This is a genomic window from Micromonospora yasonensis (genome assembly GCF_026013475.1).
In the GTDB taxonomy this organism is placed as follows: domain Bacteria; phylum Actinomycetota; class Actinomycetes; order Mycobacteriales; family Micromonosporaceae; genus Micromonospora; species Micromonospora yasonensis.
In genome coordinates this window covers 1-13,694 of sequence record NZ_JAPDPH010000187.1, presented here as the reverse complement: position 1 = coordinate 13,694, position 13,694 = coordinate 1, and the positions used below count along the sequence as shown (strand labels likewise).

Sequence of the window (13,694 nt, the reverse complement as noted above, 5' to 3'; positions counted from 1 at the left end):
CGTTCTCCTCCAGGGTGATGAGGCCGGCGTCGGTGAGCCGCCGGGTGGCGGCCGTGACCTCGTCGGTGCTGAACACCTCGACGCCGAGGTGGTCCAGGACGGTGGGCTGACCGGGCTCGCCCGCCAGGAGGACGAGCTTCAGGGGCGGGTTCTCGACGGCGAAGTTGGCGTAGCCGGGACGGCGCTTGGCCGGCTCGACGCCGAACAGCTTCGCGTAGAAGGCCACGGAGCCTTCGAGGTCGGACACGCGCAGGGCGAGCTGGACACGGGACATGATCGTTCTCCTTGTCTAGATACTTTTCGAAGCAGAGACCCCACTGTGGCACCCTGGTTTGAAATCTGTCAACCTAGAGGCATGTCGAAACAAGAGCTGCCGGTGGTGGACCTGAATGCGGTCGCCTGCTGCGCCCCGATCGCCGTCCGGCCGATGGACGCGGATCAGGCGGCAGTGGTCGCGCCGATGTTCAAGGCACTGGGCGACCCGATCCGGCTGCGCCTGATGTCGATGATCGCCTCGGCACCGGAGATCTGCGTCTGCGACCTGACCCCGGCGTTCGACCTCTCCGGGCCGACCATCTCCCACCACCTCAAGGTGCTACGGGAAGCCGGCCTGGTCGACTCCGAGCGGCGTGGCACCTGGGTCTGGTACCGGGTGCAGCCGGAGGCGTTCCGGCAGCTCGGCGCGCTGCTGGAGATCTCCGCCAACCAGCCCGCCGGCGGCGCCGCGTGAGCCTCGCGCTGGCCCGGCGGGCATCGGCGGAGTTCGCCGGCACCGCCCTGCTCGTCGCCGCCGTCGTCGGCTCCGGGATCGCCGCCGCCCGGCTCTCCCCCACCGACGTAGGACTCCAACTCCTGGAGAACGCGATCGCCACCGCCCTCGCCCTGGGCGCGCTCATCCTGACCTTCGGCCCGGTGTCGGGGGCGCACTTCAACCCGGTGGTCTCCGCCGTCGACTGGTGGCTCGGCCGCCGCGCTGGCACCGGTCTGTCCGCCCGGGACCTCGCCGCGTACGCGGTGGCCCAGACCGCCGGTGCGATCGCCGGCGCGGTCCTGGCCGACCTCATGTTCGGGCTGCCGGCGGTCACCTGGTCCGGCACCGACCGCACCGGCGGAAACCTGTGGCTGGCCGAGGTGGTGGCCACCGCCGGCCTGGTCGTCCTGGTCTTCGCGCTCGCCCGCAGCGGCCGCTCCACCGCCGCCCCGGCCGCCATCGGCGCCTACATCGGCGCGGCCTACTGGTTCACCTCGTCCACCTCGTTCGCCAACCCCGCCGTCACCATCGGCCGGGCCTTCACCGACACCTTCGCTGGCATCGCCCCCACCTCCGTGCCGGGCTTCATCGCCGCCCAGTTCGTCGGCGGCCTGGTCGCCGTCGCCGCGCTGGCCGCCTGGTATCCCCAGGCCGCCGCCGCGGCCGACGCCGTGGTCGTGCCCCAGCTGGCCGAGGACAGCCGATGACCGTCACCATCCGCCCGATGGGCGACGAGCACGCCGACGCCGTGCTGGAGATCTACCGGCTCGGCATCGCCACCGGTAACGCCACCTTCGAGACCGAGCCGCCGACCTGGGAGCAGTTCACCGCCGGCCGGCTGCCCGGCCACCGCTGGGTGGCCGTCGACCCCACCGGCCGGCTGCTGGGCTGGGTGGCCTGTTCAGCGGTGTCCGACCGGTGCGTCTACGCCGGCGTCGTCGAGCACTCCGTCTACGTCCACCCGGACGCCCGCGGCCGAGGAGTCGGCCGCCTCCTGCTCGACGCCCTGATCGCCTCCACCGAGCAGGCCGGGATCTGGACCATCCAGTCCGGCGTGTTCCCCGAGAACACCGCCAGCCTCGCCCTGCACGCCACCTGCGGCTTCCGTGTGGTCGGCACCCGCCAACGGGTCGGCCGCCACCACGGCACCTGGCGCGACGTCACCCTCATCGAACGCCGCAGCCCCGCCATCAGCTGACCGGAAGGCCACCGATGCCCGACAAGCCCAGCGTCCTGTTCGTCTGCGTGCACAACGCCGGCCGCTCCCAGATGGCCGCCGGCTGGCTGCGCCACCTCGCCGGCGACGCCGTCGAGGTACGCTCCGCCGGCAGCGCGCCCGCCGACCGGATCAACCCGGTCGCCGTGGAAGCCATGCGCGAGGTCGGCATCGACATCACCGACCAGACCCCGGTACGCCTCACCTGGGACACCGCCGAGGCCAGCGACGTCATCGTCACCATGGGCTGCGGCGACGCCTGCCCGGTGTTCCCCGGCAAGCGCTACGAGGACTGGCAGCTCACCGACCCCGCCGGCCAGCCAATCGAGGTCGTCCGCCAGGTCCGCGACGACATCAAGAGCCGCGTCACGGCGCTGCTGGCCGACCTGCGCCCCTAGCCCACGGCGAGACTGCTCGTCCGCCGCCCCCAGGACGCTCACCGCACCCATCCGAGGAAGCGCCGGTGCAGCGCGCCGGCCGGCAGCCAGTGCAGGTCGGCGGACGCCCGCACGAGCTGCGCGCCCAGGTACAGGGCGAGGGAAACCGGGGCGTCGGCGAACTCCGCGCGCAACTCGCTGCGTCGCGTCGCGCACGGCCACGGGGCGCCGCAGCCACCGCAGGTCCAGATCGGCAGCACTGGGCCGTGGGTGCTCACTCGCCGCACCCCAGGAACCGCGCGGTCACCGACCGCGCCTGCCGGCTGGTCGCCCAGTCCACCTGCCAGCACGGGTACGGCGTCAGCCGCCCCCACCACAGCCGGCAACCGGTGCACATCCCGTCGAGCCCGCGCAGGTGCACACCGAGGATGTGGCTCTCCTGATCGTGGCTCACTGCTCGTCCTCCCCAGGCCAGTGGCCGCGGTTGATCGGGATGCGATGGCGGGCATGGCACGGCAACTCGACGCCACAACGGCAGACCCGTCGCCACCGCCGCCAGGACCACACCGGCCGATGCCGCCGCGCCAGGGTGAGCGCCGAGGCGAGCAGGTAGTCCTCGTAGCTCACCCGCCGCACTGATCTACCCGTTACCGACACGTTGCGCCGCGACATGGATACAGGTTGTGGTGACGCTCGCCCGACGTCCCGGAAAATCCTTCCGGGGTCCTCGACCGGCGACGGGAGAAGGTAAGAACGTGCGCCCTACGACCAACACCTTGACAATCGGGGAACGTGTCGCCTGGTACCGGCGACGGAGGGGCCTGTCACAGGAGGTGCTGGCGGGGTTGATCGGGCGTACGGCCGACTGGCTGGGGAAGATCGAAAACAACCGCATCGAGCTAGACCGGCTCTCGGTGATCAAGTCCCTGGCCGAGGTGTTGGACGTGTCCCTCGGCGATCTACTCGGCGAGCCCTCACTGCTTGCATGGACCGGTGACAGCGGCACCGAAACCGTGCCTGCCGTACGGGCAACCCTGATGAGCTATCGCGCCATCGCTCCGCTCGGCGGTCCCGCCAAGGCGCAGCCACCGACGGTCACCGCCCTGCGAGAGGAGGTGACGGCACTGTGGGCCGCCTACCAGGACGCGCGATTCGGCTTTGTCACCGGCCGCCTGCCTGAGCTGCTCCAGCACACCCAAGCTGCGGTCGACTATCACGATGGCGAGGATCAGGATCAGGGCCGCCGGCTGCTCGGGTTGACGTACCAACTGGCCGCAACCCAGCTCACCAAGCTCGGCGAAAGCGACCTCGCCTGGATCGCCGCCGACCGCGGCCTGGCTGCTGTCCACCCCACCGGCGATCCACTCCTCACTGGATCTCTGTTCCGCTCGGTCGGCCATGCCCTGCACGCAATCGGCCGTTACACCGAAGCAGTGCGCCTCACCGAGCAGGCTGCCGACTACCTCGAACCCCACATGAGGCGCCCCACACCGGCGCTGCTCTCCGTCTACGGAACCCTGTTCCTCTCGGGATCGATGGCCGCCGCCAGAGCCAATGACGCAACCACCACGCGCACTTTCCTTACCGCCGCTGGCCACGCCGCTGGCAAACTCGGGATTGACGCGAACCACCTCTGGACCGCGTTCGGTCCGACGAACGTCGACATCCACCGGGTCGCCACTGCAGCCGAACTCGGCGATCTCCAGGTCGCCGTCGACCTCGGCCCACGGATCGACACTTCGGGCCTGCCCGTGGAACGCCGGGTACGGCACGCCCTTGAGGTTGCCCGCGCCTACAGTTGGTGGAACAGGCTCGAGGACGCGCAAGCCGTCCTACTCGAGGCCGAACGAGCGGCGCCCGAGCAGGTCCGGCATCACTATCTCAGCCGACAGCTCGCCCTGACCTGGGTTCGGCGGCAGCGGGGCAAGCCTTCCGCCCAGTTGGTCGGACTCGCTCGCCGGCTCAGGGTGCTCGACTGACCTGGGCCGTTCTAGGCTGCCCTGGTGACAAGCCACGAGACCACGGCCATGGCGATACCACGAGTCGCATCGGGCGTGCTCTTCGTCGACCACAAGGAACGGGTGCTGCTCGTTCGCCCAAGCTACAAAACGCACTGGGACATCCCGGGGGGCTACGTGGAGCCTGGTGAATCGCCACATGCGGCCTGCGTCCGCGAGATACGGGAGGAACTCGGGCTGGACATTTCGGTTGGCCCGCTGCTCGTGGTCGACTGGGCACCCGCCGAAGGCGAGGGCGACAAGCTTCTTTTCATATTCAGCGGAGGCCGGCTCACCGCCGAACAGGAACGCGACATCATCTTTGCCGACGGGGAGCTGACGGAGTGGCGCTACCTCCCCACCGATACGTTGGAAGCCTATGCGCCAGCCCGCCTCGTTCGTCGAATCCGCACAGCCGTCGCCGCCGGACGGAGACGCCAGGCCGCGTACGCCGAGCATGGCAACAGCGTTCCCCACCCCGAGGACGGAGCCGGCTGACGGCAGCCCGTGGAAACCGCCAAACCCGCTTCGCCATCCTGCCGTTCCTCGCCGCCGATGCCCGACCTCACAATCGCGAAAAGCCACTGCCCCGCAATCTCTACGGAGTGTCGGGTGACCGCTGAGGACGAGCTGGCCGGCATCGGACGGGCCGTGGGATGGGACCTCGGCGCTGAACGGGAGGTCCTGGCCGGCGCTGCCTCCGGGTCAAGGGTGTACCGCGTGCGGGTCGATGGAATGGATGCGGTGCTCAAGGTGACCACCGCCGGCCCTGGACAGTCGGCCGCCAGGCGGGAACTCAGGTTCTATCAGACCCTGGCCCGCCAGGTTCCGGTCACCACGCCGGCGCTGCTGCGCCACGCGGACGACGACAACCTCACGGCGATCCTGCTGTCCGCCCACCCGCCCGCCCTTCCGGCGCGGGACTGGGACCTGCCGGCGTGGCGGCGAGTTGCCCGGGAAGTGGCGGACCTGCACTCGACCCCGGTGCCCGAGCAATCCTCGTGGCTCGACACGCCGTGGCTTCAGCAGATCCTCGACCGGTCGTCCGTCGACTCGGCCGGGGCCTACTGGTCCCGGACCGAGGCCGCCCACCGTGTCGACCGGGTACTTGAGAAGCCGGAAGCCCTGGCGGCAGCAGTCGCGGCCACCGAGGACCGCTTCCTGCACGGCGACTGCCACGTCGGCAATCTGCTCGGTGACGGAAGCCGGCTGGTGTGGGCCGACTGGCAGGTGGCCGGGGTCGGGAAGCCCGCCGTCGATCTGGCCTTCCTCTGGAGCCGCGCCCACGCCGACGGTGCCGAGCCTCCGTACGCCGCGATGGTGGACGAGTACCTCGCACGGAGCGAAATCGACAAGGCTGCCCTGCAGCGGTCGCTGATCGCCGCCGAGCTTGGTGTCCTCCTGTTCGGCTGGCCCGCGTTCGCCGCGCATCGCACGCAGGCCGAGCGGGACCGCCTGACCCGCCGGCTGATCCAGCTCATCGAAGGCTGGAATCGTTCAGCTTGATCTCGGCTCGGCCGCCGATCAGACGACCGAGCGAGGCTGCGCGGGGTGGGCCGGCGGGCGGGTTTCCGCTGGCCTTGCCTGGTCCGGCTACGGCGCGCCCTGCTGTTGCCCTCCGTGGCGCAGCGGTGCTGATGGTGCCCCGGTCTGGCCGTGCTCGGGTGGGTCGACGGGCAACGCCTCGAGTTGGAAGCGGCCCAGCAGGTCGGGCAGGAGGGTCGTGAGGGCGGTGACGCTGTTCTGCCGGTCGCCGCCGCCGTCGTGCATGAGCACGATGGAGCCCGCCGCCGTTCCCCCTGAGACGGTGGAGATGATGGCGGCTGCTGCCGGTTCCTCCCAGTCCTGGGGGTCCACTGTCCAGTGCAGGCTGGTCAGGCCCAGGTCCTCGGCGATGGCGACCAGCTGTGGGGTCCAGTTCCCGCCCGGCGCCCGGAAATACGTGATCGGGGCCTGCGGTGCGGCGGCGCGGATGGCCTGGCTGGTGCGGAGCAGGTCGTCCTCAACCTCCCGGCGTGGCCGGCTGCCGAGGCCGAGGTCTTCGTCCCAGCTGTGATTGCACAGGGTGTGCCCGTCGGCCACGATGGCCCGTACCAGCTCCGGATGTGCCTGGGCGTTCTTGCCGAGCAGGCAGAACGTCGCCTTGACGTGGAACTGGCGCAGCGCCTTCAGGACCAGCGGGGTCCAGGTGGGGTCGGGTCCGTCGTTGAAGGTCAGGGCCACCTCCGCCGAGCCGGTGGTCAGCAGGACACCGGTGGGGAGGGGAGATTCGGTGGGGGACGGCGGGTGGTCGGGCGATGACGCATGCGGCAGCAGGGGCCGGCCGAGCAGGTAGGCGCCGCTGAGCAGCACCCCCAGGACCAGGGTCAGGACGGTGGTGACGCGCAGCGCCGGAAGCCGGCGCATCAGGCTGTCCTGCGGCTGTCTGCCGCAGCGGTCATGGCATAGCTGTCCACTGTCGCTCCTTCTCTCGATTTGACAGCCGCCACGTTAACCGCGAGACGATCCATTCCGTACGAATATGAACAAATTCGCCCTCACGTTGGCAATACGCTCAAACCTTTGGCCGGTTGGCGCTCGCGAACTGTTGGAGGCCGAACGATATTCACCAACCGACGGTGGTGAGGCTGATGGGCGTGAGCTGGCGTACCTGGGGCTCGATCCACTGGGCCGCGGTGACCAGCTTGACCAGCCGGTCGATGGTCTCCGGCGGCCCGGCGACGAAGCTGCGCCGGTCGGCCGGGCAGCCGTACCGGTCGTCGAAGCAACCGCCGTCGAGGGCCCGGACCACCATGCCGGCCTCGGCGGCGAGCAGCATCCCGGCGGGCAGATCGATCGCCTCCGGGCGGTAGCCGATGATGCCGTCGATGTCGCCGCGGGCGAGCATCACCCAGGACAGCAGCGGCGCCCACAGTTGCAGCACCCGGCGGGCAGTGGAGTCGAGCACCACCTTGAGCGCGCGGGCGGTGCTGTCGTCGCGGCGTACCTCGTGGCCCTGGGTCCAGGCGAGCACCGGCGCGGCGGGCACCGGCCGGCTCGGCGTGCGCAGCGGGCGGCCGGACGGGCCGCCGGCGTGCACGAACGCCCCCTGGCCGCGGACCGCGGACCAGGTGCGGTCGGCGACCGGGTCGTGCACCACGCCGATCACCGGCGAGCCGCGCTCGCAGAGCGCAATCCCGACCACGTACGCGGGCAGCCCGATCGCCACGTTGTTGGTGCCGTCCAGCGGGTCGACCAGCCAGGCCCAGGACTGGTCGGGGGCGTACTCGCCGCCCTCCTCGGCGATCACCCCGTGCTCCGGCCAGCGGGCCCGGATCCGGTCGACGATCAGTCGTTCGGCGGCCAGGTCCAGGTCGGTGACCAGGTCACCGGTGGCATTCTTGGCCCGGGCGTGCAACTGCCCCCGGGTGCCCCGGCGCAGCAGTTGCCCGGCGGCGCGGGCGGCCTCGACCGCGAACCGGTGCGCGTCGCGCAGGTCAGGTCCGACGCATCTGCTCGGCTCCACGTCCATGATTCCTCCTGCCAGTCAGCCCCGTGCCACCAGTTGGGCGATCCCCCGCGCCATCCGCGCGGTCTCCGCCGCCTCGCACCGGTCCCGGCGGACCCGGTGACTGCGCCCGTCCACCGCGCCGAGGCTCAGGTCGCGGGTGCCGGGCGTGGTCCGGCCGAGCGCCACGGTCACCGCTGGTTGCCCGCGGTCCACCTCGGAGGTGTGGAAGCCGCCGGCGCGCAGCGCGTACGAGTCGCCGGCGGAGTGCGTCTCGACCGTGGCGGTCACCGCGGTGACCAGGCGGTCGGTGGCGGCCATCTCGTCGACGTCGCCGTGGCTGTGCACCTCGTACACCCGCCAGGCGGGGTCGGCGGGCGCTTCGCTCACCTCGATCAACTCGTTGCGGACCCGGCCGTGCAACACGTGGCTGAGCAGGTCCCAGCTGTGCGAATGCATCGCGGAGGTGGTCGGGAGCACCGGCGGCGGGTCGGCCGGCCAGGCGTGCACGCAGATCCCGTCCGGCCCGGTGCGGTCCACCGGCAGGCAGGTGAAGCCGAGTGGGTGTCGGACGGCGCGCAGCGGCCGGCGTCCGTCGGCGACGTCGTCGAGGACGGCGAGCACCCAGTCGCGCAGCAACTCCGGCCGGGTGCCCCGGTCGATCTCCCGTTCGAGGTCGGCGTAGCTCATCATGCGTACGGGTTCCTCGCCTGGACGGCCCGGCCCACGATGTCGGCGACCTCGCGGTCGCCGAAGGACCGGGGAAGCGGCAGCCCGAGCGCGGTGAAGAGTCGCCGAACCTGCTCCACGGAGGGCTCGTCGTCGAGTTTGACCTGCGTGGCGGCCTCGATGGGCACCCGTCGACTCTGCTCGCGGCTGTACTGCAACTCGATGTTGAAGCGGTTGTAGTAGAGCTCCTTGCGGTCGATCCGCAGCGCCGGGGTCTGCGGATTCTCCTGGGTGATGATGACGCAGCTCGACGAGAGGTCGTACCGGAACGTGGTCATCTGGGCGGAGAGCCGCACGTCGATGGTGAGCAGCCCGGAGCGTTGCAGGTGCCAGCAGGCGGCCAGCACGGTCGCGTACGACTCCTTGCGGGTGCGGTCGACGGTCCACCGCTCGCCCGGCGCGTCCGGGGCGAGGCTGCGCCGGAACCGCGCGTACCGCTCGCAGACCTCCTCGTCGGTGGGGTCGATGATCTCGATGGCGACGTGCAGGGTGGCGTTGCGTCGGCGGGCGTGCTCCAGGCACTCGGGGAGGGTGACCGCCCGGGTGTAGGTGCCGGTACCGCCCTTGAAGTTCCACCGGTCGGTGTGCCGGCGCGCCTCCGCGAGGGCCTGGCCGACCTCGCTGCCGTGCAGCACGCGGACCATCGAGACGCTGTCGATCGCCTCGCGGGCCCGGTTCAGCGCCCCCTCCGGGCCGGTGATCTCGCGCATCTGCGGGACCAGTTCGGTGAGCCGGTCGCGAGTGTCCCGGACCACCTGCCGCACCTGCTGCTCTCTGGTCTCCCGGCGCAGCCGGTCGCGCAGCACGGCCTGGGCGAGCAGCCCGAGGACCAGCAGGATGGCGCTGTTGACCACGTCCTGACTGACCGCGTTGGTCAGCCCGAGGACCGCCACGGTCACGGCCAGGATCAGCCCGATGAACGCGTCGAGATTGTTGACGACCCAGTTGAACAGGCGCGCCATGACGTCCCCCGGTCGACGACGGAACCTCCATGATAGCCCTTTGTCAATATCACGATCACGCGCTGTTCCGGGGCGGTGGCGCAGCGCCGACCCGCCGGGCCGCGCAGATCAGCGACCCACCGAGCCCGGGCGCGAGCCGGGCCAACAGCCGGGAGGTCAGCCAGCGTCCACTCGGGAGCAGCCAGCCGACCTGGTTGGAGCGGATCGCCAGCGGCGCGAAGCCGGCCCGGCGCAGAACCCGGCGCAGCAACGACGCGGTGAACGGGCGGATGTGCAGCCACAGGTACGGGTGCAGCGGGTCCACCTGCCGCGGCGCGCGGCCGGCGAGGAAGGCCAGCCGGTCCTGCACGGTCGCCAGGTTGGGGGTGGTGAGCACCAGTAGCCCACCCGGGGCGAGCACCCGGTGGCACTCGCGCAGCAGGGCCACCGGGTCGTAGACGTGCTCGATCAGCTCGCCGGTGAGCAGCCCGGCGAAGCTGCCGGCGCGGAACGGCAGGCCACGAGTGGCGTCCAGGCAGACCGGAAGCGCCTGCCCGGCGGCGGCCCGGCGGGCGCCGCACAGGGCGGTCTCCGCCATGTCGGCCACCACCAGCGGCCCCGGCAGGTCCGCCGGGTCGAGCATGCTGCGCGGCCCGCAGCCCAGCTCCAGCACCGGCCCGGACCCGGCGACGCCGTCGACCATCAGCCGGGCCGCGACCGCGCGGCGGACCCGGTGGTACGGGTCGTCGACGTACCCGTTGACCTGGGCGCCGTCGTGGTAGCTGCGCCGGTTGGCGCGACGGCCGTGAGCCTGCGCGCTGCCCGACGTCACCCCGGTCGGCGGCTCCGCCATCGCATCCTCCACTGCGGTCGTGGCCCGGCGGCACGCTGCCGCCCGGCGTCCAGCCTCGCATCGTCCGGGCGTCCCCGGGTGCATCCGATGTGACGGTTTCGGCGACTGCGGCCGCTGCGCCGGGTGACCCGCCCACCACCCTGGGCAACCGTTACGGCCCACGTCGTAAGCTGGCCGCGACGGGGAGCGGCGGGGTGCCAGGAGGACGGCGCGATGACCGGTGGCATCCGGCGAGGTCCCACGGGCGGGGCCGACCGGGACGCGTGCCTGGCGGCCGTGGCCCACGCGGCCGCCGCCGACGCCGGGGTGCCCGTCGACCTGCTCGGCGACTACCTGACGTTGCTGGTGGAGGCGGCGGTGACCGGCCGCCGGCCCGGCCGCGCCGAACTCGACGCCGTGGGTGTGCTCGGGCGACGCGCCGCCGAGCAGGGCGTCTCCGCGGGCCGGGCGGTCCGGCTCTACCTCTCGGCGGCCCGGCGGCTCTGGCAGCAACTGCCGCAGCTGACCACCTCCGGCGACAGCGAGGTGGTACGCGCGTCGGCGGACGCGGTGCTGCACGTCGTCGACAGCGCCGTGGCGACCCTGGCCGAGGGGTACGCCGTCGCCCGCCGCGAGTTGGTACGGCGGGAGGAGACGCTGCGCCGGGAACTCGTGGACGACCTGCTGCGCGGCGACTCCGACCTGGGCGGCCTGGTGGAACGGGCCGAGCCGTTCGGGCTGGACCTGGCCCGGGTGCACCAGGTGGCGCTCGCCGCATCCGGCCGGCGGCTGCCCGACACGGAGGCCGCGATCAGCGCCCTGGAGGCGGTCATCTTCGACCGGCTCGGCGACCGCGACGTGCTGGTGGCCACCAAGGAGGGGCTACTGGTGGTGATCGCCCCCGCCGACGCGGTGACCCCCGACCGGGGCACCCGCGGCCGCGACCCGGGCGGCGACCTCGGCCGGCTGATGCACGCCGAACTGCACCGCCTGCCGCGCGGCGGTACCTGGCAGGTGGCGGTGGGCCGCCCGCACCCCGGCCTGTACGGCATCGCGCGCTCCTACGAGGAGGCCCGCGAGGCGCTGACGATGGCACAGCGGCTGAACAGCCGGACCCCGGTCATCGAGGCGCACGACCTGCTGGTCTACCGCGTCCTGCTGCGCGACCAGCCGGCCATGGTCGACCTGGTGCAGGCGGTGCTCAGCCCGTTGCGCGGGGCCCGCGGGGGCGCCCAGCCGTTGCTGGACACCCTCGACGCGTACTTCGCCACCGGGGGCGTCGCCACCGAGGCGGCCCGCCGCCTGCACGTGTCCGTACGCACGGTCACCTACCGGCTGAGCCGGGTCCGGACGCTCGGCGGGTACGACCCGAACGACCCGGGTGACCGGTTCACCCTGCAGGCCGCCGTGTACGGCGCCCGAGCGCTGGACTGGCCGCGCCGCCCGCTGCCCGGCCCCACCGGGTAGCGGGCGGCCCTCACCGGCGCTGGCCACCACTGGCGGGCACGTCGACCACGTCGAGCAGGCCCAGCAGGTGCGCCAATGCTGCCGCCTCGGACCGGGTCAGGCGTAGGCCGCAGGTGTTGTCCGGATCGCTCAGGTCGTCGTGGAACACGTCCCGGCGGTCCTGCCCGCGGTACGCGACCACACCGACCCGGCGGCCCTGGGCGGTGGTGAAGGTGAGCCGCACCCCGATCCCGGGCAGCGGCGTACGTTCGATCTGCATGGATGCTCCGTACGGGAGAGGTGGGGGGACGGCGCGTCCGGGCGCGGGTCGTCGTCAGGCGACGGCGCGCCCGAGCGGCGGCGCCCGGTCGGCCGACCAGGCCGGAACGCACCCAGGGACGGCCCTCACCAGCCGGACCACGATGCACAGCCCCACGGCCCGGCCGGCGTGCCGGACCGCGTCGAGCACGGCCACCACGACGAGCACCGCCAGCGCGTGGCGCTGGGCGGTGTCGGATCGGTGACCGGGCCGGAACATGCGGCCACCATAGCCGTCCGTCCGGTGCCAGCGTCTCGACGGCGCTGGCGGGATGGTCGCCGGCCCGGAAGGTCGCCGATGGCCGGCAACGAGCGGGCCGGATATTGGCCGGCCGCGGGCCATGTCAGCCCGCCGTTGCCGACGGACGCTGGAGGTCCGACAGGTTCCCCCGACGGCGAGGAGGCGGGTGATGACGAGCAGCATGGCGGCGCAGCCGCCGGTGCGCCCCGGTCGACCCGACGACCCCGCCGGCCGCGCTCACCGGCCCAGCACCGGGACACGCGGGGACCGCCGGGCCGAACGCTGCGCAGCGGTGCCCGCGCTCAGCGGCTGACCCGCCGTCCGGCCCCGGTCACCGGGGGCCGACCCGCTTCCTCCCTCGGCTCCCGCCGCCCCGTCCGGGGCGGCGGGATCGTCACATCTCCCGCCAGAAAGAGGTCGGCATGCCCGTCGCCCAGTCCGCCACCCGTCGCACCGGCACCGACGGGACGGCTACCGCCCGTCCCCCGGTCGCCGTCGACCTCGGCAGCGGCCAACTGCGGATCCGGCTGGCCCACCACGGCACGATCAGCACCCCGGTCGGCGACCGGTCCATCCGCCACCATCCGGTGGTACGGCGCGGCCGGGTCGTCGACGGTGCCGGCTGCGCCGCCGCACTGTCCCAACTGCTCCGCGAGCACCGGGTCGAGGTGCCGGCCGGTCCGCTGGTCGTCGCCTGCCGTCCCCTGCTGGCCACGGCCGCCGACCAGGAGTCCGTCCGGCAGGTCCTCGGCACCGTGTTCGCGCCCGCCCGACTGCTCTTCATCGACACCGTGCGCGCCGCGGCCATCGGTGCCGGCGCGGGCACCGGCACGCTGCTCGTCGCCGACCTCGGCACCGAGGTGACGGAGGTGGCCGTGCTGCGGGACAGCCGCGTCGTCGCGGGCCGCCGGGCGAACGTCGGCACCGGCGACCTCGCCCACGGCGCCACCGTCGGGACGCTCGCCGACGCGGTCGCCCGCCTCGTCCGGGAGCTGACCCGGGGTGCCGGCCCCGCGCCGGCGGCCGCCGGCGCCCTGGCCCGCGGCATGGTCCTGGTCGGCGACGGCGCCACCCGGCCCGATCTGCGGGACCGGATCGCCGCGATGACCGGGATCCCGGTGCACCGCGCCGCGGGGCCCCGGACCGCCGCGCTGACCGGGGCGAGCCTGGCCGCCGCGGCCGCCGCCCGTCATCCGGCCGCCGACTGAGCCACGGCCGGCCCACCCTCCCCACCCGGTCGCGTCGGTCCCGCACCGACGCGCGCACGGAAAGGCAGCACGCCATGAGCGACACCCTGCACGACAGCACCGAGGCCCTGCGCGTTCGCCTCGAGCAGCAGTTCCAGGCGCACACCGGCCA

Annotated in this window: 18 protein-coding genes and 1 pseudogene; 9 read left to right on the top strand and 10 right to left on the bottom strand. The window is 72.7% G+C overall.

Going from position 1 to position 13,694, the window contains the following annotated elements; all coding sequences use genetic code 11:
- The coding region (locus tag ONA70_RS27810) for an ArsI/CadI family heavy metal resistance metalloenzyme (RefSeq protein ID WP_265009452.1) at positions 1–274 on the bottom strand (274 nt) is incomplete at its 3' end.
- An 81-nt stretch (positions 275–355) separates the two neighbouring features.
- Here ONA70_RS27810 and ONA70_RS27805 point away from each other — a divergent pair.
- The 4 genes and pseudogenes from ONA70_RS27805 to ONA70_RS27790 all read left to right on the top strand — a co-directional run bounded on the left by ONA70_RS27805 (position 356) and on the right by ONA70_RS27790 (position 2,365).
- The gene (locus tag ONA70_RS27805) at positions 356–730 is read left to right on the top strand and encodes an ArsR/SmtB family transcription factor (protein ID WP_265009451.1); all 375 of its coding nucleotides are present in this window, start codon (positions 356–358) and stop codon (positions 728–730) included.
- Positions 727–1,534 (top strand): annotated as a pseudogene (locus ONA70_RS27800) (aquaporin); the annotation flags it as partial. The gene ONA70_RS27805 and the pseudogene ONA70_RS27800, both read left to right, overlap by 4 nt.
- The gene (locus ONA70_RS27795) at positions 1,455–1,949 is read left to right on the top strand and encodes a GNAT family N-acetyltransferase (protein ID WP_265009450.1); all 495 of its coding nucleotides are present in this window, start codon (positions 1,455–1,457) and stop codon (positions 1,947–1,949) included. The pseudogene ONA70_RS27800 and the gene ONA70_RS27795, both read left to right, overlap by 80 nt.
- Positions 1,950–1,963: 14 nt before the next feature.
- Positions 1,964–2,365, top strand: a complete 402-nt coding sequence (locus ONA70_RS27790) for an arsenate reductase ArsC (RefSeq protein WP_265009449.1) — start codon at positions 1,964–1,966, stop codon at positions 2,363–2,365.
- A gap of 38 nt (positions 2,366–2,403) precedes the next feature.
- Here ONA70_RS27790 and ONA70_RS27785 read toward each other — a convergent pair whose 3' ends face one another.
- Both ONA70_RS27785 and ONA70_RS37020 read right to left on the bottom strand, forming a co-directional pair.
- Positions 2,404–2,622 carry a hypothetical protein gene (locus ONA70_RS27785; protein ID WP_265009448.1) on the bottom strand — a complete coding sequence of 73 codons (219 nt, stop codon included), beginning with the start codon at positions 2,620–2,622 and terminating at the stop codon, positions 2,404–2,406.
- On the bottom strand, positions 2,619–2,984 hold the full coding sequence (locus tag ONA70_RS37020; protein WP_406601251.1) for a hypothetical protein: 366 nt from the start codon (positions 2,982–2,984) through the stop codon (positions 2,619–2,621). The genes ONA70_RS27785 and ONA70_RS37020 overlap by 4 nt, the downstream gene beginning before the upstream one ends.
- Before the next feature lie 115 nt (positions 2,985–3,099).
- Here ONA70_RS37020 and ONA70_RS27775 point away from each other — a divergent pair, with 115 nt between their 5' ends.
- The 3 genes from ONA70_RS27775 (at position 3,100) to ONA70_RS27765 (ending at position 5,847) form a co-directional block, all read left to right on the top strand.
- Positions 3,100–4,323 carry a helix-turn-helix domain-containing protein gene (locus tag ONA70_RS27775; protein WP_265009446.1) on the top strand — a complete coding sequence of 408 codons (1,224 nt, stop codon included), beginning with the start codon at positions 3,100–3,102 and terminating at the stop codon, positions 4,321–4,323.
- Between the two features lie 24 nt (positions 4,324–4,347).
- Positions 4,348–4,839 (top strand): NUDIX domain-containing protein, encoded by a 492-nt coding sequence (locus tag ONA70_RS27770; protein ID WP_265009445.1) that lies wholly within the window; start codon positions 4,348–4,350, stop codon positions 4,837–4,839.
- 114 nt (positions 4,840–4,953) lie between these two features.
- Complete coding sequence (locus ONA70_RS27765) at positions 4,954–5,847, top strand: aminoglycoside phosphotransferase family protein (RefSeq protein ID WP_265009444.1); 894 nt, start codon at positions 4,954–4,956, stop codon at positions 5,845–5,847.
- A gap of 87 nt (positions 5,848–5,934) precedes the next feature.
- Here ONA70_RS27765 and ONA70_RS27760 read toward each other — a convergent pair whose 3' ends face one another.
- The 5 genes from ONA70_RS27760 to ONA70_RS27740 all read right to left on the bottom strand — a co-directional run bounded on the left by ONA70_RS27760 (position 5,935) and on the right by ONA70_RS27740 (position 10,351).
- A complete protein-coding gene (locus ONA70_RS27760; RefSeq protein ID WP_265009443.1) occupies positions 5,935–6,747 on the bottom strand; it encodes a polysaccharide deacetylase family protein in 813 nt (270 codons plus the stop codon).
- Between the two features lie 199 nt (positions 6,748–6,946).
- Complete coding sequence (locus tag ONA70_RS27755) at positions 6,947–7,852, bottom strand: inositol monophosphatase family protein (RefSeq protein ID WP_265009442.1); 906 nt, start codon at positions 7,850–7,852, stop codon at positions 6,947–6,949.
- A 15-nt stretch (positions 7,853–7,867) separates the two neighbouring features.
- Positions 7,868–8,521: a hypothetical protein gene (locus ONA70_RS27750; protein ID WP_265009441.1), complete on the bottom strand. Its 654-nt coding sequence runs from the start codon at positions 8,519–8,521 to the stop codon at positions 7,868–7,870.
- Positions 8,518–9,519, bottom strand: coding sequence for a hypothetical protein (locus tag ONA70_RS27745; protein WP_265009440.1), 1,002 nt, complete (start codon positions 9,517–9,519; stop codon positions 8,518–8,520). Before ONA70_RS27745 ends, ONA70_RS27750 begins: the two co-directional genes overlap by 4 nt.
- A gap of 55 nt (positions 9,520–9,574) precedes the next feature.
- Positions 9,575–10,351: a methyltransferase domain-containing protein gene (locus ONA70_RS27740; RefSeq protein ID WP_265009439.1), complete on the bottom strand. Its 777-nt coding sequence runs from the start codon at positions 10,349–10,351 to the stop codon at positions 9,575–9,577.
- Positions 10,352–10,564: 213 nt separating this feature from the next.
- On the opposite strand from ONA70_RS27740, the gene ONA70_RS27735 reads away from it, so the two are divergent.
- The gene (locus tag ONA70_RS27735) at positions 10,565–11,797 is read left to right on the top strand and encodes a PucR family transcriptional regulator (RefSeq protein WP_265009438.1); all 1,233 of its coding nucleotides are present in this window, start codon (positions 10,565–10,567) and stop codon (positions 11,795–11,797) included.
- A 10-nt stretch (positions 11,798–11,807) separates the two neighbouring features.
- On the opposite strand, the gene ONA70_RS27730 is transcribed toward ONA70_RS27735, so the two are convergent.
- Positions 11,808–12,056, bottom strand: a complete 249-nt coding sequence (locus tag ONA70_RS27730) for a potassium transporter TrkA (protein ID WP_265009437.1) — start codon at positions 12,054–12,056, stop codon at positions 11,808–11,810.
- Positions 12,057–12,110: 54 nt separating this feature from the next.
- Entirely contained in the window at positions 12,111–12,314 is a 204-nt protein-coding gene (locus ONA70_RS27725; RefSeq protein ID WP_265009436.1) for a hypothetical protein, read from the bottom strand.
- A gap of 443 nt (positions 12,315–12,757) precedes the next feature.
- On the opposite strand from ONA70_RS27725, the gene ONA70_RS27720 reads away from it, so the two are divergent.
- Positions 12,758–13,543: a rod shape-determining protein gene (locus ONA70_RS27720; protein ID WP_265009435.1), complete on the top strand. Its 786-nt coding sequence runs from the start codon at positions 12,758–12,760 to the stop codon at positions 13,541–13,543.
- The last annotated feature ends 151 nt before the right edge of the window (positions 13,544–13,694 follow it).